This window comes from Anoxybacillus sp. (assembly GCF_036834105.1).
Classification (GTDB): domain Bacteria; phylum Bacillota; class Bacilli; order Bacillales; family Anoxybacillaceae; genus Anoxybacillus.
In genome coordinates this window covers 1-22,791 of the sequence record NZ_DAITON010000024.1, presented here as the reverse complement: position 1 = coordinate 22,791, position 22,791 = coordinate 1, and the positions used below count along the sequence as shown (strand labels likewise).

Annotated in this window: 32 protein-coding genes; 22 read left to right on the top strand and 10 right to left on the bottom strand. The window is 41.7% G+C overall.

The window, feature by feature from the left end; all coding sequences use genetic code 11:
- Positions 1 to 169 precede the first annotated feature (169 nt).
- From V7Z64_RS04460 to V7Z64_RS04450, 3 genes are all read left to right on the top strand, one after another.
- Positions 170 to 610 carry a DUF86 domain-containing protein gene (locus V7Z64_RS04460; protein WP_297990924.1) on the top strand — a complete coding sequence of 147 codons (441 nt, stop codon included), beginning with the start codon at positions 170 to 172 and terminating at the stop codon, positions 608 to 610.
- Between the two features lie 47 nt (positions 611 to 657).
- Entirely contained in the window at positions 658 to 1,293 is a 636-nt protein-coding gene (locus V7Z64_RS04455; protein WP_334109460.1) for a helix-turn-helix transcriptional regulator, read from the top strand.
- A gap of 92 nt (positions 1,294 to 1,385) precedes the next feature.
- Positions 1,386 to 2,156 carry a TIGR01457 family HAD-type hydrolase gene (locus V7Z64_RS04450; RefSeq protein WP_334109458.1) on the top strand — a complete coding sequence of 257 codons (771 nt, stop codon included), beginning with the start codon at positions 1,386 to 1,388 and terminating at the stop codon, positions 2,154 to 2,156.
- Positions 2,157 to 2,182: 26 nt separating this feature from the next.
- On the opposite strand, the gene V7Z64_RS04445 is transcribed toward V7Z64_RS04450, so the two are convergent.
- Positions 2,183 to 2,680 carry a phosphatidylglycerophosphatase A family protein gene (locus V7Z64_RS04445; RefSeq protein ID WP_297990921.1) on the bottom strand — a complete coding sequence of 166 codons (498 nt, stop codon included), beginning with the start codon at positions 2,678 to 2,680 and terminating at the stop codon, positions 2,183 to 2,185.
- A gap of 132 nt (positions 2,681 to 2,812) precedes the next feature.
- On the opposite strand from V7Z64_RS04445, the gene yutH reads away from it, so the two are divergent.
- The 5 genes from yutH to thrB all read left to right on the top strand — a co-directional run bounded on the left by yutH (position 2,813) and on the right by thrB (position 8,187).
- A complete protein-coding gene (yutH, locus tag V7Z64_RS04440) occupies positions 2,813 to 3,742 on the top strand; it encodes a spore coat putative kinase YutH (protein ID WP_297990920.1) in 930 nt (309 codons plus the stop codon).
- Positions 3,743 to 3,787: 45 nt separating this feature from the next.
- Positions 3,788 to 4,753, top strand: coding sequence for a 2-hydroxyacid dehydrogenase (locus tag V7Z64_RS04435; protein ID WP_297990919.1), 966 nt, complete (start codon positions 3,788 to 3,790; stop codon positions 4,751 to 4,753).
- Between the two features lie 163 nt (positions 4,754 to 4,916).
- Positions 4,917 to 6,218: a homoserine dehydrogenase gene (locus V7Z64_RS04430; protein WP_297990917.1), complete on the top strand. Its 1,302-nt coding sequence runs from the start codon at positions 4,917 to 4,919 to the stop codon at positions 6,216 to 6,218.
- The gene (thrC, locus tag V7Z64_RS04425; protein ID WP_297990915.1) at positions 6,218 to 7,276 is read left to right on the top strand and encodes a threonine synthase; all 1,059 of its coding nucleotides are present in this window, start codon (positions 6,218 to 6,220) and stop codon (positions 7,274 to 7,276) included. The genes V7Z64_RS04430 and thrC overlap by 1 nt, the downstream gene beginning before the upstream one ends.
- Positions 7,273 to 8,187: a homoserine kinase gene (gene thrB, locus V7Z64_RS04420; RefSeq protein WP_297990914.1), complete on the top strand. Its 915-nt coding sequence runs from the start codon at positions 7,273 to 7,275 to the stop codon at positions 8,185 to 8,187. The genes thrC and thrB overlap by 4 nt, the downstream gene beginning before the upstream one ends.
- 53 nt (positions 8,188 to 8,240) lie before the next feature.
- On the opposite strand, the gene V7Z64_RS04415 is transcribed toward thrB, so the two are convergent.
- A complete protein-coding gene (locus V7Z64_RS04415; RefSeq protein ID WP_003398276.1) occupies positions 8,241 to 8,477 on the bottom strand; it encodes a NifU family protein in 237 nt (78 codons plus the stop codon).
- A 94-nt stretch (positions 8,478 to 8,571) separates the two neighbouring features.
- Between V7Z64_RS04415 and V7Z64_RS04410 the strand changes: the two genes are divergently transcribed.
- Positions 8,572 to 8,877, top strand: coding sequence for a YuzD family protein (locus tag V7Z64_RS04410; protein ID WP_091701035.1), 306 nt, complete (start codon positions 8,572 to 8,574; stop codon positions 8,875 to 8,877).
- A 13-nt stretch (positions 8,878 to 8,890) separates the two neighbouring features.
- Here V7Z64_RS04410 and V7Z64_RS04405 read toward each other — a convergent pair whose 3' ends face one another.
- Entirely contained in the window at positions 8,891 to 9,958 is a 1,068-nt protein-coding gene (locus V7Z64_RS04405; protein ID WP_297990913.1) for an NAD(P)/FAD-dependent oxidoreductase, read from the bottom strand.
- Positions 9,959 to 10,124: 166 nt separating this feature from the next.
- Here V7Z64_RS04405 and V7Z64_RS04400 point away from each other — a divergent pair, with 166 nt between their 5' ends.
- Positions 10,125 to 10,364 carry a YuzB family protein gene (locus V7Z64_RS04400; protein WP_297990912.1) on the top strand — a complete coding sequence of 80 codons (240 nt, stop codon included), beginning with the start codon at positions 10,125 to 10,127 and terminating at the stop codon, positions 10,362 to 10,364.
- Between the two features lie 4 nt (positions 10,365 to 10,368).
- Here V7Z64_RS04400 and V7Z64_RS04395 read toward each other — a convergent pair whose 3' ends face one another.
- Positions 10,369 to 11,052, bottom strand: a complete 684-nt coding sequence (locus V7Z64_RS04395) for a DUF2225 domain-containing protein (RefSeq protein WP_297990911.1) — start codon at positions 11,050 to 11,052, stop codon at positions 10,369 to 10,371.
- Positions 11,053 to 11,198: 146 nt separating this feature from the next.
- Between V7Z64_RS04395 and dapF the strand changes: the two genes are divergently transcribed.
- The 3 genes from dapF to V7Z64_RS04380 are packed head-to-tail and all read left to right on the top strand — an operon-like array spanning position 11,199 to position 12,769.
- Positions 11,199 to 12,053, top strand: coding sequence for a diaminopimelate epimerase (gene dapF, locus V7Z64_RS04390; protein ID WP_297990910.1), 855 nt, complete (start codon positions 11,199 to 11,201; stop codon positions 12,051 to 12,053).
- Between the two features lie 15 nt (positions 12,054 to 12,068).
- Positions 12,069 to 12,431 (top strand): HesB/IscA family protein, encoded by a 363-nt coding sequence (locus tag V7Z64_RS04385; protein WP_003398764.1) that lies wholly within the window; start codon positions 12,069 to 12,071, stop codon positions 12,429 to 12,431.
- A gap of 8 nt (positions 12,432 to 12,439) precedes the next feature.
- On the top strand, positions 12,440 to 12,769 hold the full coding sequence (locus V7Z64_RS04380) for a LapA family protein (RefSeq protein ID WP_334109446.1): 330 nt from the start codon (positions 12,440 to 12,442) through the stop codon (positions 12,767 to 12,769).
- A 9-nt stretch (positions 12,770 to 12,778) separates the two neighbouring features.
- On the opposite strand, the gene V7Z64_RS04375 is transcribed toward V7Z64_RS04380, so the two are convergent.
- Positions 12,779 to 13,777, bottom strand: coding sequence for an NAD(P)/FAD-dependent oxidoreductase (locus tag V7Z64_RS04375; protein ID WP_297990908.1), 999 nt, complete (start codon positions 13,775 to 13,777; stop codon positions 12,779 to 12,781).
- Between the two features lie 293 nt (positions 13,778 to 14,070).
- On the opposite strand from V7Z64_RS04375, the gene V7Z64_RS04370 reads away from it, so the two are divergent.
- The 4 genes from V7Z64_RS04370 (at position 14,071) to V7Z64_RS04355 (ending at position 16,703) form a co-directional block, all read left to right on the top strand.
- On the top strand, positions 14,071 to 15,297 hold the full coding sequence (locus V7Z64_RS04370; RefSeq protein WP_035045437.1) for an NAD(P)/FAD-dependent oxidoreductase: 1,227 nt from the start codon (positions 14,071 to 14,073) through the stop codon (positions 15,295 to 15,297).
- Between the two features lie 92 nt (positions 15,298 to 15,389).
- A complete protein-coding gene (locus V7Z64_RS04365) occupies positions 15,390 to 15,518 on the top strand; it encodes a YuiA family protein (RefSeq protein ID WP_003398760.1) in 129 nt (42 codons plus the stop codon).
- A gap of 57 nt (positions 15,519 to 15,575) precedes the next feature.
- Entirely contained in the window at positions 15,576 to 15,899 is a 324-nt protein-coding gene (locus V7Z64_RS04360; RefSeq protein ID WP_334109441.1) for a YuiB family protein, read from the top strand.
- Positions 15,900 to 15,995: 96 nt separating this feature from the next.
- Positions 15,996 to 16,703, top strand: a complete 708-nt coding sequence (locus tag V7Z64_RS04355) for a 3D domain-containing protein (RefSeq protein WP_297987762.1) — start codon at positions 15,996 to 15,998, stop codon at positions 16,701 to 16,703.
- Positions 16,704 to 16,723: 20 nt separating this feature from the next.
- Here the strand turns inward: V7Z64_RS04355 and V7Z64_RS04350 are convergent, their stop codons facing one another.
- Positions 16,724 to 17,308: a biotin transporter BioY gene (locus V7Z64_RS04350; protein ID WP_297987759.1), complete on the bottom strand. Its 585-nt coding sequence runs from the start codon at positions 17,306 to 17,308 to the stop codon at positions 16,724 to 16,726.
- A gap of 111 nt (positions 17,309 to 17,419) precedes the next feature.
- Here V7Z64_RS04350 and V7Z64_RS04345 point away from each other — a divergent pair, with 111 nt between their 5' ends.
- The gene (locus tag V7Z64_RS04345) at positions 17,420 to 17,569 is read left to right on the top strand and encodes a hypothetical protein (protein WP_297987757.1); all 150 of its coding nucleotides are present in this window, start codon (positions 17,420 to 17,422) and stop codon (positions 17,567 to 17,569) included.
- Here the strand turns inward: V7Z64_RS04345 and V7Z64_RS04340 are convergent.
- The 3 genes from V7Z64_RS04340 to V7Z64_RS04330 form a co-directional block, all read right to left on the bottom strand.
- Positions 17,557 to 17,853 (bottom strand): hypothetical protein, encoded by a 297-nt coding sequence (locus V7Z64_RS04340; protein ID WP_297987755.1) that lies wholly within the window; start codon positions 17,851 to 17,853, stop codon positions 17,557 to 17,559. The two genes, V7Z64_RS04345 and V7Z64_RS04340, sit on opposite strands and share 13 nt — an antisense overlap.
- A 63-nt stretch (positions 17,854 to 17,916) precedes the next feature.
- Positions 17,917 to 19,230, bottom strand: coding sequence for an ArsB/NhaD family transporter (locus V7Z64_RS04335; RefSeq protein ID WP_442885025.1), 1,314 nt, complete (start codon positions 19,228 to 19,230; stop codon positions 17,917 to 17,919).
- Between the two features lie 34 nt (positions 19,231 to 19,264).
- Entirely contained in the window at positions 19,265 to 19,690 is a 426-nt protein-coding gene (locus tag V7Z64_RS04330; protein WP_297987751.1) for a hypothetical protein, read from the bottom strand.
- A gap of 112 nt (positions 19,691 to 19,802) precedes the next feature.
- Between V7Z64_RS04330 and V7Z64_RS04325 the strand changes: the two genes are divergently transcribed.
- The 4 genes from V7Z64_RS04325 to V7Z64_RS04310 all read left to right on the top strand — a co-directional run bounded on the left by V7Z64_RS04325 (position 19,803) and on the right by V7Z64_RS04310 (position 22,323).
- On the top strand, positions 19,803 to 20,000 hold the full coding sequence (locus V7Z64_RS04325; protein ID WP_297987749.1) for a hypothetical protein: 198 nt from the start codon (positions 19,803 to 19,805) through the stop codon (positions 19,998 to 20,000).
- A gap of 53 nt (positions 20,001 to 20,053) precedes the next feature.
- Complete coding sequence (locus tag V7Z64_RS04320) at positions 20,054 to 20,569, top strand: superoxide dismutase family protein (RefSeq protein ID WP_297987747.1); 516 nt, start codon at positions 20,054 to 20,056, stop codon at positions 20,567 to 20,569.
- Positions 20,570 to 20,656: 87 nt separating this feature from the next.
- Entirely contained in the window at positions 20,657 to 21,157 is a 501-nt protein-coding gene (locus tag V7Z64_RS04315) for an Lrp/AsnC family transcriptional regulator (protein WP_297987745.1), read from the top strand.
- Positions 21,157 to 22,323 carry an aminotransferase gene (locus V7Z64_RS04310; RefSeq protein WP_297987743.1) on the top strand — a complete coding sequence of 389 codons (1,167 nt, stop codon included), beginning with the start codon at positions 21,157 to 21,159 and terminating at the stop codon, positions 22,321 to 22,323. Before V7Z64_RS04315 ends, V7Z64_RS04310 begins: the two co-directional genes overlap by 1 nt.
- Before the next feature lie 18 nt (positions 22,324 to 22,341).
- Here V7Z64_RS04310 and V7Z64_RS04305 read toward each other — a convergent pair whose 3' ends face one another.
- Entirely contained in the window at positions 22,342 to 22,707 is a 366-nt protein-coding gene (locus V7Z64_RS04305; protein WP_297987741.1) for a helix-turn-helix domain-containing protein, read from the bottom strand.
- Positions 22,708 to 22,791 lie beyond the last annotated feature (84 nt).

The window sequence follows — 22,791 nt, the reverse complement described above, 5'->3', positions numbered from 1 at the left end:
CTGACGAACCGCGTTTTCGTATCAACTGTCTCATCATATAAAAAGAACTTCTCCATATAAAATCCTCCATCCGTTTTTGTTTGCTTCTTCATCTTATCAAAAATATGTTAGATGTGTAAAAGAAAGCGCTATGCTAAAATAAAGGAAAAAGCAGAAAGGAAGATGGGAGATGTATTTTGTTGATCGACAAAAAATCGAAAAAACATTGACATATATGGAGCAAACTGTTCGCTATGTCGAACAATCGTTTCACACACCGATCGAAAAGCTCGCTCTTGAGCGTATCGGACACGTCATCATCGAATCGATCATTGATGTGGGAAATGCGATGATCGATGGTTTTATTATGCGCGATCCGGGAAGTTATGAGGACATCATTGACATTTTAGTTGATGAACGTGTTGTTTCCGCCGAGGAAGGCGAGGCATTAAAACAAATCATCCATTTTCGTAAAAAGCTTGTTCAACAGTATATCGACGTACCGCATGTCGAATTGTTGGAAGTGTTACAGCGTTATAAACATGTTCTTCAATCGTACCCTGCTTCTATTCGTTCGTATTTACAAAACGAACTCGGACCCGTGTCCGCCTTTTTAAACGAAAATGTTTAAAAATTGTGCACATAGGGGAAATCGTGTAAAATGGAAGTGGGTGAAAAATGATGCGAAAAAAAACCTCTTCCACGAAGGAACAAATTTTAAATATGTTGAAAGTGCAAAAGCGGCTAACGGTCGGTGAAATGGCAGAGCAACTTCAAATTACAGAAATGGCTGTACGCCGTCATTTGACCGCACTTGAACGAGAAGAGCTGATTGAATCGACGCTCGTTCGTCAACCGATGGGAAGGCCGACAAACGTATATCAATTAAGTGCTAAAGGACACCAACGGTTTCCCCGCCATTATCAGCAAACGATGCTTGACTTTTTAGCTGATTTGGAACAAATGGGCGGCAAGCAAATGGTAGTCGAGTTGTTTCAAAACCGGCAAGAACGGATGAAAAAGTTGTATGAGCAGCAGCTCGGCGATAAATCGTTTGATGAAAAAATAAAAGAACTCGTTGCAGTTCAAAACGAGCAAGGGTATATGTCTGAGTTATTACAACATGACGACGGTTCATTTGAGCTAGTCGAGCATAACTGTCCTATTGCCGAAGTAGCTCGAGCGTATCCGATTGCTTGTGAATGTGAGCGACAGCTGTTTGAAACGCTCATTCATGAGGCGGAGGTCGTGCCGAAGACGTGTTTAGCGGACGGCGATGATGCGTGCCGCTATCATATTAAGCGAAAAAAATGAACAATCGTTGACATTCGTTGCTCCTTCTTTGACAAGTGCATTTGTTTTGCGTTAAAGTTTGAACGTGCAAGTTGTCAAAAGGAGTGGCGAAAGTGAAAGCATACCAAGGTTATTTAATTGATCTAGACGGTACAATGTATCGTGGAACAGAACGGATTGAAGAAGCATGCGCATTTGTCCATCGTCTTCATGAAAAAGGAATTCCATATTTGTTTGTAACGAATAATTCTTCGCGTACGCCAGAACAGGTGGCAGAAAAACTGCGTCGATTTGATATCCCGGCAACGAAAGATCAAGTATTTACGACAAGCCAAGCAACTGCCAATTACATTTATGAAAAAAAGCCAAACGCTTCTGTTTATGTCATTGGAGAAGATGGTATTCGTCAAGCGCTTGAGGAGAAAGGTTTTACATTTGCGAACGAAGATGCTGAAGTGGTTGTTATGGGCATTGATCGTAGCATTAATTATGAAAAGTTAGCAATCGCTTGTTTAGCTGTTCGCAATGGGGCGATGTTTATTTCAACGAATGGGGACATTGCCATTCCAACCGAGCGAGGGCTGTTGCCTGGGAATGGCTCTCTCACATCTGTTGTTGCTGTATCGACACAAACAAAGCCTATTTTTATTGGCAAACCAGAAAAAATTATTATGGAGCAAGCACTTGAAGTACTTGGTGTTCCAAAAGAAGAAACGTTAATGGTCGGAGATAATTATGATACCGATATTATGGCAGGGATGAACGCAGGAATCGACACTCTCCTTGTTCATACAGGGGTAACGACGAAAGAGATGTTGCAAACGTATGATCGACAACCAACATATGTTGTCGATTCGTTAAAAGAATGGATGGAACGTATATAAGAAGGTGCCAAATTAAGGCACCTTTTTTATTCGACATGGGCTGCGCGGTGAGCGAGACGGCTTGAAGCGGCAGCCGCAATTGCCCCGACAATATCGTCTAAAAATGTATGACATTGACCGGACGATTTATCATTTAGTTGTTTTAAAATACCTGGCTTTTGTTTATCAATGTATCCGTAATTTGTAAAGCCGATGGAACCGTATACGTTGACGATGGATAGAGCTAAAATTTCGTCCACCCCATATAACCCTTCGTCTTTTTCGATAAACGATTGCAGTGGTTCTTGTAACAGTCCTTTTTCTGCTAATATGTCGAGTTGAATGTCGGTGAATAGGGCGTTTTGTACTTCGCGTTTCGCAATGACTCGGTTGACGTTATGAATGCATTCATCCATTTTCAAATCCGGATGATATTTCGATTGCAAGTAATAAACGAGCTCAGCGATATGCTCGATTGTTACACCTCGATCAGCAAGCCATTGTCGCGCAATTTGCTCCATTTTCCCTATTTTCTTTTCCTCCATCCACTTCACCTATTTCTTTTTTTATTTTTTACAATGTATGTGCTCTTTTTATGAAACGTGCGTGTATTTCCTCTCTCATATGAAGTTTATACGTATTTTTTAAACATATACATGAAAGAAGGAGGGATGTGAATGGATTATTATTTTCGTATTGATCAGATCAAGCCAGTAGACGAACGCTTCATGATTCATAGTGGAAACGATATATATGTCGCCGTGCCAACAAATGAGAAAGAAAGCGACATACAGCAATTATATTACATGGCGATGTATATGCGAGCGCAAGGTGATGAAACGGTTGCGACGTTGCTCCCAACGAAAACAGGTCAGTTTGTTGGAACGTTGCAAGGAACACGAGTGAGCGTGTGGAAAATAGAAAGCCGAATGAAAACAGAGGATGTCGCCCAACAACTCGCCTTATTTCATCAGCGCGGACGCACATATCCGTATGTGGTGTCATCGCGAAGTCGATTTGGGCAATGGGGAGAACTGTGGGCGCAACGTATTGATCAACTAGAACAGTTTTGGGAGTTACAAGTGAAGTCTTCTGAAAAAAGTGATATAGATAAACGATTTATCGAGACGTTCCCATATTATTTAGGTTTAACTGAGAATGCCATTCAATATGTCGTCGACACACAGCTAGACGAGGTTCCGATGCGTAGCGACATGCCAACCATTTGCCATGAACAGTTTTCGCCACAAACATGGGAAAGTGGAAAAATACCGACAGATTGGGTATTTGACCATGCGAGTCGAGATCTGTCGGAATGGATTCGAACACAATGGTTGCTAAAAAAAGAAGATAAAGAAGTTGTTCACTTTTTACAAACGTATGAGCATATTCAATCGCTTAGCCGATTTTCATGGCGTATGATTTATGCCCGTTTATTAATGCCAATCCACTATTTCCAAGCGATTGAAAATTACTACGGATCGCAACATGGACGTGATGGGCAATTATTGCAACAAATATTTGCAGAGGTCGACATATACGAACAAAAACTTCGGCATTTCCATGACATCACGACGATAGCTATTCCTCGGCTCGATTGGTTATAAATATGGTAAAATAAAGTGAAAAGTATGTTTAAGGGAGTCGAGGTTATGGGGAGACCGTACGTTTTTATTACGAGACAACTACCAGACGATGTTGTTGCTCCGTTATGTGACAAATATCATGTGAACATGTGGCCGCATGAGGACATCGCTGTGCCGCGCGACGTATTGCTTGAGGAAGCGAGCAAGGCAGAAGCGTTAATTACGATGTTATCTGATCGCATTGATGAGGAGCTGCTGAAGCAAAGTCCGAAGCTTCGCGTGGTGGCAAATGTGGCGGTCGGCTACGACAATATCGACGTAGAGGCAGCGAAAACATATGGAGTTATCGTTTGTAACACTCCTGATGTGTTAACAGAAACGACAGCAGATTTAACATTTGCTTTACTGCTAGCAACAGCGAGACGATTAATTGAAGCAGCTGAGTTTGTCAAAGAGGGAAAATGGAAAAGTTGGAGCCCTCTTTTACTTGCAGGAACGGACGTTCATCATAAAACGATAGGGATCGTTGGTATGGGGAAAATCGGTCAGGCTGTTGCACATCGGGCTAAAGGATTTCATATGCACGTGCTGTACTATAATCGTTCACGAAATATTGAGGCAGAAAAGACGCTTGATGCGACGTATTGTTCTTTTGATGAATTGCTGAAGCACTCTGACTTTGTCGTCTGTTTAGCTCCGTTGACGAACGAAACGTATCAATTGTTTAACCGTGCCGCGTTTGCGAAAATGAAATCATCAGCCATTTTTATTAATGCAGGACGCGGGGCGATCGTTGATGAAGAGGCGCTATATGATGCTTTAATTCATCGACGCATTGCCGGCGCAGGGTTAGATGTGTTCGCACAAGAGCCGATTCGTTCTGATCATCCGCTTCTGCAACTACCAAACGTTGTTGCACTCCCCCATATAGGAAGTGCGACGAAAGAAACGAGATATGCAATGATGCATGTATGTTGCCGCAATGTGATGGCCGTCTTGGAAGGAAAAGAACCATGTACACCTGTGCGTTAGAGCCAATAGGCTCTTTTTTTATTTTTTTAGAAAATTTTTAAACATAAAACGTTTTCATATGATACGATAGTGAAAATAAGGATTGTAAATGAAATGGAGATGTTCTATAATGTCTACTATATAAAAACAAATGTTCACTACAGAAAAACAAGAGGTGGGGAAGATGGTAAAAAGCGTGTCAGTTGGATTATTAGGATTAGGGACGGTTGGTAGTGGTGTTGTCAAAATTATTAAAAATCATCAAGATAAATTGATGCACCAAGTCGGTTGCCCTGTAGAAATTAAAAAGGTTGCCGTTCGCGACCGCGATAAAAAGCGAGATGTCGCTTTGCCGGAGGCGGTATTAACGACAAATGTAGAAGAAGTGATTCATGACCCAGACATTGATGTTGTCATTGAAGTGATGGGGGGCGTCGAAGAGACGCGTCAATATATACTGACGGCATTAAAAAACGGGAAGCATGTCATCACAGCGAATAAAGATTTAATGGCATTGTATGGAACAGAATTACTTTCCGTTGCTTCTGAGTATGGCTGTGACTTGTTTTACGAGGCGAGCGTAGCCGGCGGTATTCCGATTTTGCGCAGCCTTGTAGATGGGTTAGCTTCTGACCGAATTACAAAAATGATGGGAATTGTTAACGGTACAACGAATTACATTTTAACAAAGATGAGCAAATTCGGCCGTGCATACGATGAAGTATTGGCGGAGGCGCAAGCGCTCGGTTATGCTGAAGCCGATCCAACGGCGGATGTGGAAGGATTAGACGCAGCAAGAAAAATGGCGATTTTAGCTCGGCTTGGTTTTTCAATGAACATTGATTTGCAAGATGTGTATGTGAAGGGGATTACGGATATTACGGAAGAAGACTTAAACTATAGCAAACGACTCGGTTATACGATGAAATTAATCGGTATTGCCCATCGAGACGGCGATAAAGTCGAAGTTAGTGTACAGCCGACGTTGTTGCCAGAGACGCATCCGCTTGCGTCGGTAAACGATGAATATAACGCGGTTTACGTTTACGGTGAGGCGGTTGGTGAGACGATGTTTTACGGTCCAGGGGCAGGCAGTTTGCCGACAGCGACATCTGTCGTATCTGATCTCGTTGCTGTCGTGAAAAACATGCGTCTTGGTGTGAATGGAAGAAGTGCAGTCACTCCACAATACGATAAGCAGTTAAAAGAAGATAGCGAAATATATTCCAAATATTTTTTACGTATTCATGTAAAAGATCAAGTCGGGGCGTTTGCAAAAATTACATCGCTCTTTTCAGAACGAGGAGTGAGCTTTGAAAAGATTTTACAACTGCCATTAAGCCAAAAAGACTTAGCCGAAATTGTTCTCGTTACGCATCAAGCATCGTTAAAAGACTATCGTGATGTATTACAGCAGTTGAGAGATTTAGAAGTTGTAGAAGAAGTGAAAAGTTCTTATCGAGTAGAAGGGGAAGGTGCATTGTAATGTGGAGGGGATTGTTACATCATTATCGTGACTATTTGCCGGTCACAGACAAGACGCCGCTGTTATCGTTACATGAAGGGAATACACCACTTATCCCGCTTGTTCACTTATCAGAAAAACTCGGTGTGGAATTATACGTTAAAACAGAAGGAGCAAACCCAACAGGATCGTTTAAAGATCGCGGAATGGTTATGGCGGTGGCGAAGGCGAAGGAGGAAGGAAGCGATACAATTATTTGCGCATCGACAGGAAATACGTCTGCAGCTGCAGCAGCCTATGCTGCACGAGCAAAGATGCGCTGCATTATTATTATTCCTGATGGGAAAATCGCGCTCGGAAAGTTGGCGCAGGCGGTCATGTATGGTGCAGAAATCGTTGCAATTCAAGGGAACTTTGACCATGCGTTAAAAATGGTGCGCCGTTTGAGTGAGATGGCTCCGGTTACGCTTGTTAACTCAGTGAATCCGTATCGGATCGAAGGACAAAAAACAGCTGCTTTTGAAATTTGTGAACAACTTGGGCAGGCGCCTGATGTTCTTGCTATTCCAGTTGGGAATGCAGGAAATATTACGGCGTACTGGAAAGGGTTTAAACAGTTTCATGAAAAACACGGAACGAAATTGCCGCAAATGCGGGGTTTTGAAGCTGAAGGTGCAGCCGCCATTGTGCGAAATGAAGTAATTGAACATCCTGAGACGATTGCAACGGCGATTCGCATTGGTAATCCAGCTAGTTGGGAATACGCTGTTCAAGCTGCCAACGAATCAGGTGGAAAAATCGATGAGGTAACAGATGAGCAAATTTTAGAGGCGTATCGTTTACTTGCGCGCGAAGAAGGAATTTTTGCAGAACCTGCTTCGTGTGCATCGATAGCTGGCGTGATGAAGCAAGTGGCAAGTGGCGAAATTAAAAAAGGTAGTCGCATTGTTGCAGTGCTAACTGGAAATGGATTGAAAGATCCAAATGTAGCGATGGAAGCGATGAACATTCAACCGACTGTCCTTCCAAATGATGAGAAAGTTGTGTTTGCTCACATTCAAGGAGTTGTTCTTCAATGAATGATGGTGAAATGTTAAAAATTGTTGTACCCGGAAGCACAGCAAACCTCGGCCCTGGTTTTGATTCGATCGGATTAGCTGTATCGCTTCATTTAACGTTAGAGGTAGTGCGCGCAAAAACGTGGGAATTTATCCCGAAAACGACTGAAGTAAAAAGCATTCCAACCGGGGAAAGCAATTTCATTTATCAAGTAGCAAGTAGGTTAGCAAGTCAGTATGGTGTTACGCTCCCTCCTTGCCGCGTGTTTGTGTCAAGCAACATTCCTTTCACGCGTGGTCTCGGAAGTAGTGCTGCGGCGATTGTGGCAGCTATTGAGCTCGCAAATGAGCTCGGACATCTCTGTTTGTCCCAAGAAGAAAAGATGAGGATAGCCACCATATACGAAGGTCATCCTGATAACGTTGGCGCCTCTTTATATGGTGGGTTGGTGATTGGTAGCTATGTAAAAGAACGTACACATGTTGTGCACGTTCCGCACATCCCGATAGATCTCATTGCGGTCATTCCGACGTATGAACTGGAAACGAAAAAGTCACGTACTGTTCTTCCAAGTGAGTTCACACGTGCACAAGCAGTGGAGGCAAGCGCTGTTGGAAACGTGCTCGTAGCCGCATTGCTGACGCAAAACTGGTTACTTGCGGGGGAGATGATGGATGCAGATCTTTTTCACCAGCCATATCGGGAACGTCTCGTACCTGAATTGAAACAAGTTCGTGCAGTGGCGAGGCGGAGTGGAGCATTCGGTGTCGCATTAAGCGGCGCTGGTCCGACTGTACTTTGTTTTGCTGAACAAGGGTGTGGAAAAAAAGTATATGATGCTATACAACTGGCATTTCCTCACAATGACGTACGCATGTTGTCAGTAGAGACAACGGGTAGTTGCGTATATAAAATGGCGTTAGAAAAATAAGCATTTCCTAACGTAAAAAGGGCGTCCATTGTTGTTGGACACCCTTTTTGTCATTAAAATACTTGTTCTACTTCAACGACGCCAGGAACTTCTTCAAGCAATGCGCGTTCGATACCAGCTTTTAATGTAATGGTCGAACTTGGGCAGCTTCCGCAAGCACCAAGAAGACGAAGTTTCACGACACCGTCTTCAACATCGACTAATTCACAATCTCCGCCATCGCGAAGTAAAAATGGGCGAAGTTTATCTAATACTTCTTGTACTTGTTGTTTAATATCTTGATCTGCCATTTTCATCGACTCCTTTCACTAATTTTATTATAATCATCATGATGAAAAAAATCTATTAACGTTACTTAACTTTTTTCCAGGGGAGAGAATGAATATGATTGAAATATGTGTGTACGGAGCGGATACAGTTTGTGCTTCTTGTGTCGGTGCCCCGTCATCAAAAGATACGTATGAATGGATTCAAGCTGCAGTTTCACGAAAATATCCGAATCGTGCGTTTCAGTTCGTTTATGTTGATATTTTTTCGCCACCGGAAGACGATGAAAAGCGTCAATTTGCGCAAAAAGTAATCGACGAAGATTTATTTTATCCGGTTGTTGTTATTGATGGAGAAATGGTTGATGAAGGGAATCCAAAATTAAAAAACATTTATGAAGCGATAGAAAAAAGGGCGGAGTAATTCGCCCTTCATCTCAATATCCGTTATGGTACTTATACATCCATAGTACGCCTGATTTCAGGAGGCGTGGGACGCGTCCAGTAAGCGGACGATCAGCAACGAGGCCGAACCCGTGTTTTTTCCCTAACGATCCTAAAACACCTTTTAATTTAATTGGCGGAAATTCGCTCGGCGGTTCTTCACCTTTCCAACGTTTTTGCAGTACTTGAGCAATTTGCTCTGCTTGTCCTTCAGCTAATTGTGCACTCGGAGCGTGCGGCAAACTTGCGCAATCCCCAACAACATATACGTTTTCCATATGCGGAATATGGTGCCGTGGTGTGAGCAACACACGTCCTTGACTGTCTTTTTCGACGTTAAGTTCACGAACGACACGATTCGGTTGAATGCCGGCAGTCCATACAATGGCGTCGCAGTGGATCGCTTCATTGTGATTATATAGCGTATGTTCTTCGACCTTCGTAATGTTTGATTGACGAATGAGTTCGACACCGTGAGAATGAAACCATTGCTCGACGTAGTGGCTTAATCGTTCAGGGAACATAGACAAAATGCGCGTGCCACGGTCAAATAATTTTACGTGTAAATCGGGACGACTTTCAACGAGTTCACTTGCCAATTCTACACCGCTTAATCCAGCACCGACGACCCCAACGATGCTATGCGGTGGGAGATTGTTCAACTTTTGATACGTTTCTCTTGCTTTATCGATCGTTTGAATGCTATAAGTAAAAATGTCTGCACCAGGTATACCGTGATATTTATCTTCACAGCCTAACCCGATGACTAAATCGTCATATGGGATACACGATCCGTCTTGAAGATGGACGACTTCATGATGTAAATCAATTTTTTTTACCTCGCCGAATATATACGATAGGCGAGGGTGTTCTGGAAATGGGACACGAATGTGCTGGTCACTAATCGTTCCAGCAGCTAAAGCATAATACTCTGTTTTTAAACAATGATATGGAACGCGATCAATTAGCGTAACACGAATATGTTCTGGTAAATTTGGAAGGATGCGGAGTAGTATACGCATATTTCCGTATCCGCCACCAAGTAGCACGAGGTTTCTCATGGAAGCTTTCCCCTTTTGATAAAATTCGACCATTAAAAGTATAGCGAAATTGTGACAAAATAACAACATTTTTTCGAAAAACGTGACGAATTAAGATGATTTTTATATGTGAATATTACATGATTTTTTGTAAATGTGATACAATAATAAGATTGAGGTGAACACATTGCTACAACCAATCGTGGAGTTTTGTATAAGCAATTTAGCAAATGGGTCACAACGTGCGCTAGAGCAACTTGAAAAAGATCCAAATTTAGATGTTATCGAATATGGGTGTTTAGGCTATTGTGGAAAATGCGCGAACATGTTGTTTGCGATGGTAAATGGAGAGATTGTGACAGCAGAAGACGCTGAGCAACTTGTTGAAAAGATTTATGCATATATTGAGGAAAATCCAATGTTTTAGGGGGCTATTGCGCCCCCTTTTTTTCTTCGCGAATGTCTTGCCAACGGTCGTAGGCCATATTGACAATTCCTTTTTCAATCGTTTCTTTTTTTCTTGCGATGACGCGGGAAAAATAAATGATGGCTTGTTTTTCATTACCTAGCCGACGATATAATTCCCCGATTAAATACAATATACGTACCTCGGACATATGCGTATGAACAAAGTCGTCTGCTTCATAGGAAGCAACGTATTGTTCGAGTGCGAAGCGCATACATCGCTTTTCTTCTTCATGCTTTTGCTTCGACCGATACAACCATGCAAGGCGCATATAAAGCCCTGCAATCGCGATATGCTTTTCTTTTTTCAGTGTTGCACAATAAATGCCAAGTTTATATGTATCAACTGCATCACGAAATGTGCGCACTCCACCGTAATTTTTCCCACGCCAATTGGCGCGTACATGTTGTTCGATCGTCTCAAGCGTGCGAGGGGGGAAATATGTCGAAAATTCTTCTGTTGCTGCAAATCCACAATGAGGGCAAACATGTACATAATATAAAAGCGGATTTGCTTCTTCGCTCGCGTAATGTGAACAAAAGTCAGTATCGTGCTGAATGGGACGAATGAAACGTGAACGAACTTTTTTCGTTGTATATGTTTGTTTGCAAACGAGACACGTGATGTTACGATCATATAAAATGTCCATGGTGTTCCCCGCCTTATATGATTGATAGTAACATTATACTATATGTTTCCGATATTGCTTGTGACTTTTTGTTTATTTGTAAAAAAGTTGTCACGTTTATCATCACGATGTATAGTTTTATTAAACATATATGGTGGAGGGGCAACATGAGAAGTTTTTCATTCACGAAAATGCATGGATTAGGAAATAGTTATATTTATGTGAATATGTTTAAAGAACGTTTATTAGAAGAGGAGTTACCCGATATTGCTAGACGTGTGGCCAATGTACACACAGGAATCGGTTCGGATGGACTCATTTTAATTTGTCCATCCGATGTGGCTCACGTTAAAATGCGTATTTTTAATAGCGATGGATCAGAAGGGAAAAACTGTGGCAATGGATTGCGTTGTGTGGCAAAGTACGCATATGAGCATGGAATTGTTCGCGATGAACAATTTGCGATTGAAACGTTATCAGGTCTTGTTGAAGCGCGCCTTTTCGTTGAAAATGGAAAGGTAAGCAGCGTGGAAGTGAATATGGGGAAACCGCGGTTGTCTCGCGAAGAAATACCGATGGTTGGAAAAGAAAAAGACATGGTCATTCATGAGCCGATCGAGTTTGCGGGGCATACGTATTACATGACGGGTGTATCAATGGGCAATCCGCATGCGGTGTTTTATGTTGACCATATTGAGCAAGCGCCAGTTACGACGCTCGGGCCGATCATCGAAAAAGATGCTCGCTTTCCAGAAGGAATTAATGTCGAGTTTGTAGAAGTGGTCAATGACCGCGAGATTCATTTTCGTGTATGGGAGCGAGGGTCTGGCGTGACGCAAGCGTGCGGTACAGGAGCATGTGCGGCCGTTGTAGCATCAGTGTTGAATGGGAAAACGAAACGAAATGAAGAAACGGTCGTACATTTGGCTGGTGGAGATTTGTATATTACGTGGAAAGAAAACGGCGATGTTTTTATGCGTGGAGGAGCAGAAACGATTTGTACAGGTGTATACTATTATTAAAAGGAGTGGTGAGTGATGGAACAAATCGTTGTATTGACAGAAAAAGCGGTTGAGCAAGTGAAACAGATGATGAAGGAAAGCGGAGAAGAAAACGCTTATTTCCGTGTCGGTGTTTATGGTGGAGGATGTAGCGGTTTGTCTTATGCGATGGGATTTGATCATAATAAGCGTGAAGATGATTACGAGTTTGACCAAGACGGTTTACGTATATTGATCGACAAGGACAGTGCACTTGTGTTAAAAGGAACGACGATTGATTACGAGCAAGGAGCGATGGGTGGGGGATTTACGATTCATAATCCGAACGCTATTGCTTCATGTGGTTGTGGTTCATCGTTCCGTACAGCAACACATGCTGGCACGCCTGAGGAATGTTAGGGAGTGATATGATGAAAGGGCAAAGCCATATTATCTTGGCGCTCGTATTTGCGTTAGTTGTCGCGATATTTTCTATTTCCAACATTCAAAATGTAGAAGTAAACTATATGTTCGGTCATTTTAAAATACCATTAGTTATAGTCATACTCGGTTCTGTGATGTTCGGTGCACTAATTGTCTTCCTTGTTGGTGGGTGGAAGTTTATAAAAATGAAAAGTCGCTTAAAAAATTTAGAAAGGGAAATACATCAGTTACAAATGTCTTCAAAAAAAGAGAGTGTAGTTGATGTAGATGAACAAGCTGTTAAAGTGCGTGAAGAAAAGGAGAGCTCCATTTAGGAGTTCTCCCTATTTTTCAAACATCGATGTAGAATGAAGAGGCTGCACTTTTGCGCTCGGATCGATATATGATTTTGCGTTGTTGACAGCTGTTGGCGCTTCACCGAATCCGCAAGCAATGAGCTTCACTTTTCCCTCATATGTACAAATATCGCCTGCAGCGTACACACCCGGAATATTTGTTTCCATTTTGGAATTCACTTTAATAGAGTTTTTCTCGATCTCTAAGCCCCATTCTTTAATTGGTCCGAGCGATGAAATGAACCCGTAGTTGACAATGACTGCATCGACATCGATTGTTTCGCGCGCTTTCGTTTTTGTTTCCTCTAAAACAACTTGTTTGATACCGTTTTCATCTCCGATCAATTCAACAGGGACGAACGGTGTTTTTACATCAACAGATGAATTCATTAAATTTTCGACGCTATGTTCATGAGCGCGGAATTTATCACGGCGATGCACAATTGTTACTTTCTTCGCGATCGGTTCGAGCATAAGCGCCCAGTCAACTGCAGAGTCTCCTCCGCCGCAAACAAGTACACGTTGGCCAGCAAACTTATTCAAGTCGTCAACAAAGTAATGTAAGTTTTTTCCTTCATATTGTACGGCACTTTCGAGTTCTAATCGGCGAGGTTGGAATGCCCCGTTTCCAGCAGTAATAATGACCGCTTTTGAATAATGAATTTCCTTATTTGTCGTTAGTTTAAATGTACCATCTTCTAGTTTTTCTAACTTTTCAACAGACTGTTCTAAGCAAACAGTTGGATGAAATTTGCTCATTTGCTTCTTTAAGTTGTCGATTAGTTGTTGGGCGCGAATTTTTGGAAAACCAGCCACATCATATATGTATTTTTCCGGGTAAAGCGCAGAGAGCTGGCCGCCAAGTTGTGGAAGGCTTTCGATAATTTTGACGCTCGCTTGGCGCATGCCACCGTAAAATGCTGTAAACAGGCCGACAGGACCACCACCAATAATCGTAATATCATACACTTTGCGATCTTCTTTCACGTTCATTCCTCCTAAAACGTAAATTCTCACGTATTATCATACCATAAAAAATGGTTACACGCTGTTGTTGTTTTGAAAATTTCGACATGCGTTCGATAAAAATTATGGCCAAAAATTGAACAAATAACTCTTGAAAAAGAGAGAAAAAAAGAATAAGATGTTAACGTAGAAATGACAACTTTGTTACAAAACGTTGTATTTTTTTGGTCTACTTCGTGAATAAATTCACAAACTCTTTAAACGATAAAAATCGTTCAAAAAGCACAAGCTAAAAAAAATAAGAAAAGGTGGAAGTGATTCGCTTGAAAAAGCCAAATGTTGTTGTATTAGGTGCAGGTTATGGTGGATTAATGACTGTGACGCGTTTACAAAAAATGATTGGCGTCAACGAAGCAAGCATTACGCTTGTCAACAAACATGATTATCACTATGAATCAACATGGCTGCATGAAGCTGCTGCTGGAACGCTGCATCACGAGCGCGTTCGCTATGCGATTGCTGATGTGATTGATCAAAGTAAAGTAAAATTCATTCAAGATACGGTTGAAAAAATCAACCTCGAAGAAAAACAAGTGTTGCTCCAAAATCATGAGCCATTAACGTATGACTATTTAGTCGTTGCGCTTGGGTTTGAGTCTGAAACGTTCGGAATTAAAGGGCTAAAAGAGTATGCTTTCTCGATTGCCAACGTCAATGCTGCTCGTCAAATTCGTGAGCATATTGAATATCAATTTGCAACATATGGCACAGAAGAAGAGAAACGCGATGAGCGCTTGACGATTGTCGTTGGCGGCGCAGGATTTACAGGCATCGAGTTTTTAGGTGAACTTGTAAACCGCGTGCCAGAGCTTTGCCGTGAATACGATGTTGATCCAAATAAAGTGCGCATTATTTGTGTCGAAGCAGCGCCGACCGTTCTCCCTGGCTTTGACCCAGAACTTGTTGAATATGCGGTGAACGTTCTTGAGAAAAAAGGTGTTGAATTTAAAATCGGTACAGCGATTAAAGAGTGCACACCAGAAGGCATTATCGTTAGCAAAGATGATCAAGTGGAAGAAATTAAGGCTGGAACAGTTGTATGGGCAGCTGGAGTGCGTGGAAGTCGCGTTATTGATGAATCTGGCTTTGAAGCGATGCGCGGTCGCGTAAAAGTCGATCCGTTTTTACGAGCACCAGGACATGAAGATGTATTCGTTGTCGGGGACTGTGCGTTAATTATTAACGAAGAAACAAATCGTCCATATCCGCCAACCGCTCAAATTGCTATGCAACAAGGAGAAGTTTGTGCGAAAAACTTAGCTGTGCTCATTCGCGGTCAAGGTGAATTGCAACCGTTTAAACCGGATTTAAAAGGAACGGTATGTTCGCTCGGTCACGATGATGCAATTGGTGTTGTATTCGGCAAGAAAATTTGGGGAGCAAAGGCGAGCGTGATGAAAAAAGTAATCGACAACCGTGCGCTTTTCTTAATCGGTGGTCCGACACTCGTCGCGAAGAAAGGAAAATTTAAGTTGTTATAAAAATGGGCGAAGCAATTTTTCGCCCCTTTTTCTTTACAAATCGTTTCTTTTTATGTATAATTATCTGAAAATTAAGAAAAATGGTGAGGGATATGAATAAAACAACGTGTCAGTATTGTGCAGGAAACGGTTATGTGCATGTTGCAGTTGGCGGTTCCGAAACGTGCCATCATTGCGAAGGGACAGGAATAGAAAAAAATGAAATGGCGATGAAGCAATAATTGACTCGTGTTTTCGCTTTCAGTACACTTAAAATGGTGTATTGGAGGTGAGAGCGCATGGAGATGAGCATTCCGGTTTTACTCATTTCAATTTTGTTATTTTTTGTTTTATTTTTTGGTATTGGCTTTTTATTAAATATGATTTTACGAACGACATGGACGATGGCGATATTAAGCCCGTTTGTTTTATTGTTTTGGATTGATCAAATTTCTTTGATTGACTACGTGACAAATCCATCCCAATCCTTTGCTCATGTAAAGGAACGAATCGGATCGCTAGCGAGCGCGGATTTAATCATTTTAAGTAGCGGTATTGTGGGAGCAATCGTTTCTGGTGTCGTGATTCAGACGTTAAGAAAAAAAGGATATCGTATGTTTTAAACCTTCACGATCGTGGAGGTTTTTTATTTCTTTTCGCGGTGATGTATATTTTGTTTCGTTATTGGAAAGAAATACAACCGTGGGAGGAGTGAATAAATGGGCATAAAATGGTTAAGACGAACGACCATGGTTGTATTGTTTTTATGTGCGTTCATGACGACATTTCAATCCATATCGGGCGTTGAAGCGAAGACGCTATCTGATTGGTTATCCCATTCACGTTTTTCTTTTTTCTCGTTCAAATCATTATTTTCAACACATACGTATGAATATGTAGCAGATCGTTTTCGTAAAAATGAAAAACGAGTGACGCAACTATCATCACAACAAACGACGAATGAATCATTAACGCTAGAGGAGGCTTTCGATTGGTCGCAATACCCGTCCGTCACTGTTGTAGCGACAGGGTATACGGCTGGAGTAGAGTCAACAGGAAAAACGCCCGATCACCCGAGTTATGGAATTACATATTCGGGTGTACGCGTGAAGCGTGATTTATACTCAACGATTGCCGCTGATTTGAATGTTTTCCCAATTGGAACAATTTTATTTATTCCAGGATACGGATATGGCGTCGTTGCTGATACGGGTTCAGCGATTAAAGGCCATAAAATTGACCTATATTATGAAACAGTAGATGATGTATATAAGCATTGGGGAAAGAAAAAAGTAAACGTATATGTCGTCCAACGCGGAGATGGGACATTATCGGAGCAAGAGATGATTGCACTGAATGAAAATGAATCGATGCAAGTGTTTCGGCAACAATATATAAAGAGAGAAGAAAAGGAAGTCGGGCTGTAACCGAACTTCCTTTTCTTTAGTTAGGCGACATATTTGTTATATGTTTGATGGTCGTTTAACGCCTTGTAAATGCGCGGTGCAATCATACCCGCAACGATCGATAAAATAATATCTTTTGGAAGTGGAACGAGCATCCAGCTCCATGCCATTGTGTATGAGAATCCTTCCGGTGCATCGGCCCATAATGTAAATGCCATGTACATCCAATTTGTTCCGACAACATAGTTAATTATCATGCCGATGATAGTTGCTGTAATAAATTGCGCCATCGAACGTTTTGTACTTTTTTCAACAAGCAATCCAGTGACGTAAGCCGCAAGAATAAAAGAAAGAATAAATCCAAACGTCGGGGTGACGATGGAGGAGAACCCTCCGCTAAAGCGCGCGAAAACAGGCGCACCAAACAGTCCGATGAGCATATAAACAGTCATCGCGATTGCGCCGCGTTTTGCCCCGAGAATCGCTCCGGCTAATACGCAAAAAAAGGTTTGTAGCGTAATGGGAACGCCCCCGATAACGAGAAAAGGAACCCATGAGGTGATGTTTGCTCCGATCGCCATGAATGCTGCGAACATGGCAATGAATGTTAAGTCTTTCGCTCGCATTTGTTAACCTCCTTTTTTTATTTGTTAACGAAATCGTAGCTGATAAAACAAAATATGTCAACACATAAATGAAATGAATTTGCACAATATAACAGTACGGAGGGGATCATAATGGGAGAAGAAGAACAATTGCTTCGCGCAAATCGATTAGGGGCGAAAGAAGATATTATTCACGTTAGTGAAATCGACGATGGATATGATTTGCGCGATGCGGCACATATTGGTGAAAAACAGATGGCGGCACCGAATTATCGCCAGTAAAGAAAAAAGGTGAGTTGACAACAAGGCGACTCGCCTTTTTTTGGGGAAAGTGTAATATGAATCGTATTTGGATTAAACGAAATGTTCATTTCAGATTCGATGCCAATCGATTGAAGCTGTTTTTGCACGTCTTCTTGTTTCGATTGTTGCGCTTTTTCCATCAACTGCTTTGCAAAGACAGGATCGTTGGCAACTTTTGTAGAAATGGCTGTTGCGTCTTTAAGTAGTTTTTGTAAAGATTTTGCGGATTGAGTAAATTGTTTAATATCAACGTTTGGATACATCTTTTTTCCCTCCTTGCAAGCAGTATATGACAGAAAGAAAAAAACGCTCAAAAACGAGCGTTTTTATAAGTAACGAATGAAAATATAAGCATGTGAAATAAGCAATGAAATGAGTGTGAGCGGTGCCCCGATTTTTAGAAAATCGAAGTAGCTAAACCCATGTCCTTCACGCAAGGCGATCCCTGCAACGATGACGTTTGCTGATGCGCCAATTAACGTCCCGTTTCCACCTAAGCAAGCACCAAGTGCTAATGACCACCATAACACATCAATTTGTGCGGCGTCTGGAGATAGCCCCATGCCGACAGCCATATCTTGAATGAGCGGGATCATCGTTGCAACGAACGGAATGTTGTCAATGGTTGCTGATGCGATGCCAGATACCCAAAGAATTAAGTAGGATGCGAAGTGAATATCGCCACCTGTGACTTCCAAAGCTTTTTCCGCTAGGCTTTTAATGAGACCAATATCTACAAGCCCTCCAACGAGCGTAAACAACCCCGCGAAAAAGAAAATGGTTGTCCACTCGACAGAAGCGAATACTTCTTCTAAATCATGTTCTTTTACCCCGATGAGCATTAAAATAACAGCCCCTGTCATCGCGATGACTGCCGCATCGACGTGAATGACGGAATGAAGGGTGAAACCTAAAATAGTTAACCCAAGGACTGAAACGGATTTTTTTAATAGCACAGCATCTTTAATGTATTGTTTTTCATCAATTTTCATGAGTCGTTCGATCAGTGCTGCGTTTGCTTGAAGACGTTTGCGATAAAACACATACAAAATAACGACAACGACGAGCATAATAATTAAAACAACAGGACCTAAATTAAATAAGAAATCATTAAACGTCAAATGTTTATTGGCAGAGCCGATCATAATGTTCGGTGGATCTCCGATCATTGTCGCTGTTCCACCGATATTTGAGAAAAGTACTTCAGAAATTAAAAATGGAACAGGTTCAACTTCTAACATACGTGTAATTGAGAATGTAACCGGAACAATCAATAACACCGTCGTTACATTATCTAGAAACGCAGAAAGAACAGCTGTGAGTAATGATAAGATCACTAAAATGTGAATGGGACTCCCTTTGGCCACTTTGGCCGCTTTTACTGCTACGTATTGAAAAAAACCAGACTTGCTCGTAATGCTAACAAGGATCATCATTCCGATTAGAAGCGTAATCGTTCCCCATTCGATATGATGCGTGTACGCTTGATGTAAATCGACGATGCCGAAAATGATCATAAAGGCGGCACCTAATAGAGCGATTACAGCCCGATTTACTTTTTCTGAGATAATAATGGCGTATGTAATCAAAAAGATTGCAATGGCCGCATAATATTGAAAGTTACTTACTTCATGAGTCATAGCCTCATGCACGATCTGTCATTCCTTTCTTTTTTCAGTTTAATGGTTGAAGGCAACTTGGGCATGTTAAATGTGCTGTGTCAGCGTTTACATTACGGATGTAAAAAGAAAATCCGCATTGTGCGCATTCGATTTGCGATAAGCGGTCGATAAATAACTTTGTTGATGGAGACCCTTGTTTCGTTGTATCAACGACTTCAACATGCACATGTTCACGTGAGTCGTCCTCTGCGACCACTTGTCCTTCTGTCTCTTCTTTTACGCGCCAACCGTGATCTAAAATATGTTGTTCAAGTTGGCTATGGGAAGAGTTCGCTAGCATATCTTCAGCTAACGTCATCAACTGCTCATTTGTTAAAGATTCGAATGGAATTTTTTGTTTTTGTTCGTTCCAATACCCCCTTAATTGCGCCTCCGTGAATACAAATGTGATAACTTTGTGGATTACGACGTTTTTCAAACGAACACGCCCCCCTTTTTTATTTACGAATCCAATTATATTCCTTTTTGCGAAGTGATACAATTGCCTTTATGATATAATTAGCAAGATGATATGAGGAAAGGTTGATCGTATGGTTCACATCATATTTGGATTGTTTCTATATTTTCCAGAAGACAAAACGGAATACATTCCGGCTGCCATTTCGTTTACGGCGTTTTTTATCGCTGCGGTATTGACGATGCGAGTAATTATAAAAGTTTCAAAACGTCAAGAAGAGAAAGCAAAACAACTAGAGGAACAGCTCCAAAAACAACGAATCGATGACTAAACGGACAAAAAAAGGGCATAATAAGCTGTAAATATGTAGTTGGAGGGCTTATTGTGCGTCGTGTGATTGTATGTTTCTTTTTATTGCTTGTAAGTGGATGTGTGGAAGAGAAAGTGAAAAGCGTCGATGTCAATGTAATCAATGAGGATGGAGACTCGCTCGGAACGATTAAAATGTCCCAACAACCTAAAGGGGTAAAACTTGACATAAATCTAAAAGGATTGCCACCAGGAGAACATGCGCTACATATTCACGACAAAGGGACATGTGAACCACCTGAATTCAAATCAGCGGGTGAGCATTTTAATCCAGATGGAAAAGAGCATGGGCTTCTTCATCCGGAGGGGGCGCATGCAGGTGATTTACCTAATTTAATCGTGAAAGAAGATGGGACGGTAAAGGCGCAGCTTATGGCTCCTAATGTAGATTTATCTGAGGAGAAGAACGGCCTGTTCACAAAAGATGGGACATCTATTGTCGTTCATGAAGGGAAAGATGACGGCATGTCCCAACCAGCAGGAAATGCGGGCAAACGAATCGCTTGCGGTGTCATCAAAAAACCGCAGTAGCAAGCGATATCGTCTTGCTCATTTTTTTGAAAAAACACGTGCATTTTTTTCTAAATTGTGTGAAAATTTGTGGTAGGGGGGATTGATGTGAAATTAACCGAAAAAGAAATTGAAATTGTTGAACTGTTAGAGAAAAATGCTCGGTTGCCGATGGATACAATCGCAAAGATGGTTTCGCTCTCGATCTCGGAAGTCGAACAGATCATCAAAAAATTAGAAGAGGCGAAAGTCATTGTGCAGTATGCAACGATTGTCGATTGGCGGAAAGTGGATGGGCACGAAGGTGTGACAGCGATGATCGATGTAAAAGTGACGCCGAAGCGGGGTGTTGGATTTGATGAGGTTGCTGAGCGCATTTATCGCTTCCCAGAAGTTAAATCTGTCTATTTGATGTCTGGCGCCTATGATTTATCTGTCGTCATCGAGGGTCGTTCCATGTCTGAAATTGCTCATTTTGTTTCTGAGAAATTATCGACGCTTGATTCGGTTATTTCAACGACGACCCATTTTATTTTAAAAAAATATAAACATGACGGTACCGTATTCGAGCAAGGTGACCAAGATCGAAGAATCGTGGTGGCTCCGTAATGCAAAAAACAAAATCGTATGTATCTGATACGGTCTCTCGCATGAAGCCATCTGGTATTCGTCGTTTTTTTGATTTAGCGGCAAGTATGGAAGGGGTTATTTCGCTAGGGGTTGGTGAGCCTGATTTTGTTACGCCTTGGGGTGTACGCGAAGCGTGTATTTTATCATTAGAGCAAGGATATACGTCATATACAGCAAACGCCGGTTTATTGGAATTGAGAAAAGAAATTAGCGATTATTTGGTACGTCGCTTTCGTGTGTCGTATGATCCGACAGATGAACTGATTGTAACGGTGGGAGCAAGCCAAGCGCTGGATATTTCTCTTAGGGCGATTTTGAATCCGGGTGATGAAGTCATTGTCGTTGAACCAAGCTTCGTTTCGTATGCACCGCTTGTCTCTTTGGCTGGAGGTGTGCCGATTCCGATTCAAACGAGTGGAACACATCAATTTAAGCTACAACCTGGGCAAATTGAACAAGTCGTCACACCGAAAACAAAAGCATTAATCATTTGCTCGCCAAATAACCCAACAGGAACGGTGCTGAACGCAGAAGAACTTGCGCAAATTGCTCGCATTGTGGCAAAGTACGATCTGCTCGTTATTTCGGATGAAATTTATGCGGAATTATGCTATGACGAACAATATACAAGTTTTCCTGCAATCACTCATATGCGAGAGCGAACCATTTTAATTAACGGTTTTTCGAAAGGATTTGCGATGACGGGATGGCGGCTAGGATTTATTGCTGCACCGAAAAATTTAGCTACGGCGATGTTAAAAATTCATCAATATACGATGATGTGTGCGCCAACAATGGCGCAATATGCCGCTATTGAAGCGTTGCGAAATGGAGCAGATGATGTCGAACAGATGAAAAAGAGCTATCGACAACGGCGCAACTTTTTTGTTCAGTCATTAAATGAACTCGGCCTTTCATGTCATATGCCAGGGGGGGCATTTTATGCATTCCCTTCCATTCAATCGACAGGCATGACGTCAGAACAGTTTGCCGAGCGTTTGTTGTTAGAGGAAAAAGTAGCTGTCGTTCCTGGCAATGTGTTTGGAGCAAGTGGAGAAGGGTATATTCGTTGTTCATACGCCTCGTCGCTTGAACAATTACAAGAAGCGATTCGACGCATGAAGCGATTTGTTGAACGGCTATAAAGAAAGCTGACGCAGCTGTCAGCTTTCTTTATTGTATTTGAGCTCATACAACATTTGCATGACGCGTAGAAAATCTTCTTCGCTAAATTCTTTTGCTTTTCGTAAAATCAGTTTCGCCCGTTTAATGCCGATTTCTTTAATTAAATATTCGATTTCAGGATCAACGACGGAGGAATTCGACAGATCCGCACGTTCTAACAATTCGGATGCAGGTACATCAAGTGCTGTACAAAGCTTTAAAATCGTCGGTGTATCAGGAATTTGTTCACCTGATTCGTATTTCTGAATCGTCGCTACCCCTACACGTACTTTTAACGCTAATTCTTGTTGTGACATATTTCGCTGTTCTCGATACATGCGAATATTTTCACCGATTGTACTCATCTATTCTCCCACCTCTCGAAAATTCATGTACATACTGTAGATGAGCATTTTTCATTACATTAATTTCCATCCCCAAAAGACAAA

Excerpts from the sequence above, each read along its gene's own strand:
- V7Z64_RS04460 (WP_297990924.1), top strand. The coding sequence starts at position 170 with ATGTATTTTGTTGATCGACAAAAAATCGAAAAAACATTGACATATATG.
- V7Z64_RS04455 (WP_334109460.1), top strand. The coding sequence starts at position 658 with ATGATGCGAAAAAAAACCTCTTCCACGAAGGAACAAATTTTAAATATG.
- V7Z64_RS04445 (WP_297990921.1), bottom strand. The coding sequence starts at position 2,680 with ATGGAGGAAAAGAAAATAGGGAAAATGGAGCAAATTGCGCGACAATGG.
- yutH (WP_297990920.1), top strand. The coding sequence starts at position 2,813 with ATGGATTATTATTTTCGTATTGATCAGATCAAGCCAGTAGACGAACGC.
- V7Z64_RS04435 (WP_297990919.1), top strand. The coding sequence starts at position 3,788 with ATGGGGAGACCGTACGTTTTTATTACGAGACAACTACCAGACGATGTT.
- V7Z64_RS04430 (WP_297990917.1), top strand. The coding sequence starts at position 4,917 with ATGGTAAAAAGCGTGTCAGTTGGATTATTAGGATTAGGGACGGTTGGT.
- thrC (WP_297990915.1), top strand. The coding sequence starts at position 6,218 with ATGTGGAGGGGATTGTTACATCATTATCGTGACTATTTGCCGGTCACA.
- thrB (WP_297990914.1), top strand. The coding sequence starts at position 7,273 with ATGAATGATGGTGAAATGTTAAAAATTGTTGTACCCGGAAGCACAGCA.
- V7Z64_RS04415 (WP_003398276.1), bottom strand. The coding sequence starts at position 8,477 with ATGGCAGATCAAGATATTAAACAACAAGTACAAGAAGTATTAGATAAA.
- V7Z64_RS04410 (WP_091701035.1), top strand. The coding sequence starts at position 8,572 with ATGATTGAAATATGTGTGTACGGAGCGGATACAGTTTGTGCTTCTTGT.
- V7Z64_RS04405 (WP_297990913.1), bottom strand. The coding sequence starts at position 9,958 with ATGAGAAACCTCGTGCTACTTGGTGGCGGATACGGAAATATGCGTATA.
- V7Z64_RS04395 (WP_297990911.1), bottom strand. The coding sequence starts at position 11,052 with ATGGACATTTTATATGATCGTAACATCACGTGTCTCGTTTGCAAACAA.
- dapF (WP_297990910.1), top strand. The coding sequence starts at position 11,199 with ATGAGAAGTTTTTCATTCACGAAAATGCATGGATTAGGAAATAGTTAT.
- V7Z64_RS04385 (WP_003398764.1), top strand. The coding sequence starts at position 12,069 with ATGGAACAAATCGTTGTATTGACAGAAAAAGCGGTTGAGCAAGTGAAA.
- V7Z64_RS04380 (WP_334109446.1), top strand. The coding sequence starts at position 12,440 with ATGATGAAAGGGCAAAGCCATATTATCTTGGCGCTCGTATTTGCGTTA.
- V7Z64_RS04365 (WP_003398760.1), top strand. The coding sequence starts at position 15,390 with ATGAATAAAACAACGTGTCAGTATTGTGCAGGAAACGGTTATGTGCAT.
- V7Z64_RS04360 (WP_334109441.1), top strand. The coding sequence starts at position 15,576 with ATGGAGATGAGCATTCCGGTTTTACTCATTTCAATTTTGTTATTTTTT.
- V7Z64_RS04355 (WP_297987762.1), top strand. The coding sequence starts at position 15,996 with ATGGGCATAAAATGGTTAAGACGAACGACCATGGTTGTATTGTTTTTA.
- V7Z64_RS04350 (WP_297987759.1), bottom strand. The coding sequence starts at position 17,308 with ATGCGAGCGAAAGACTTAACATTCATTGCCATGTTCGCAGCATTCATG.
- V7Z64_RS04345 (WP_297987757.1), top strand. The coding sequence starts at position 17,420 with ATGGGAGAAGAAGAACAATTGCTTCGCGCAAATCGATTAGGGGCGAAA.
- V7Z64_RS04340 (WP_297987755.1), bottom strand. The coding sequence starts at position 17,853 with ATGTATCCAAACGTTGATATTAAACAATTTACTCAATCCGCAAAATCT.
- V7Z64_RS04335 (WP_442885025.1), bottom strand. The coding sequence starts at position 19,230 with ATGACTCATGAAGTAAGTAACTTTCAATATTATGCGGCCATTGCAATC.
- V7Z64_RS04325 (WP_297987749.1), top strand. The coding sequence starts at position 19,803 with ATGGTTCACATCATATTTGGATTGTTTCTATATTTTCCAGAAGACAAA.
- V7Z64_RS04310 (WP_297987743.1), top strand. The coding sequence starts at position 21,157 with ATGCAAAAAACAAAATCGTATGTATCTGATACGGTCTCTCGCATGAAG.
- V7Z64_RS04305 (WP_297987741.1), bottom strand. The coding sequence starts at position 22,707 with ATGAGTACAATCGGTGAAAATATTCGCATGTATCGAGAACAGCGAAAT.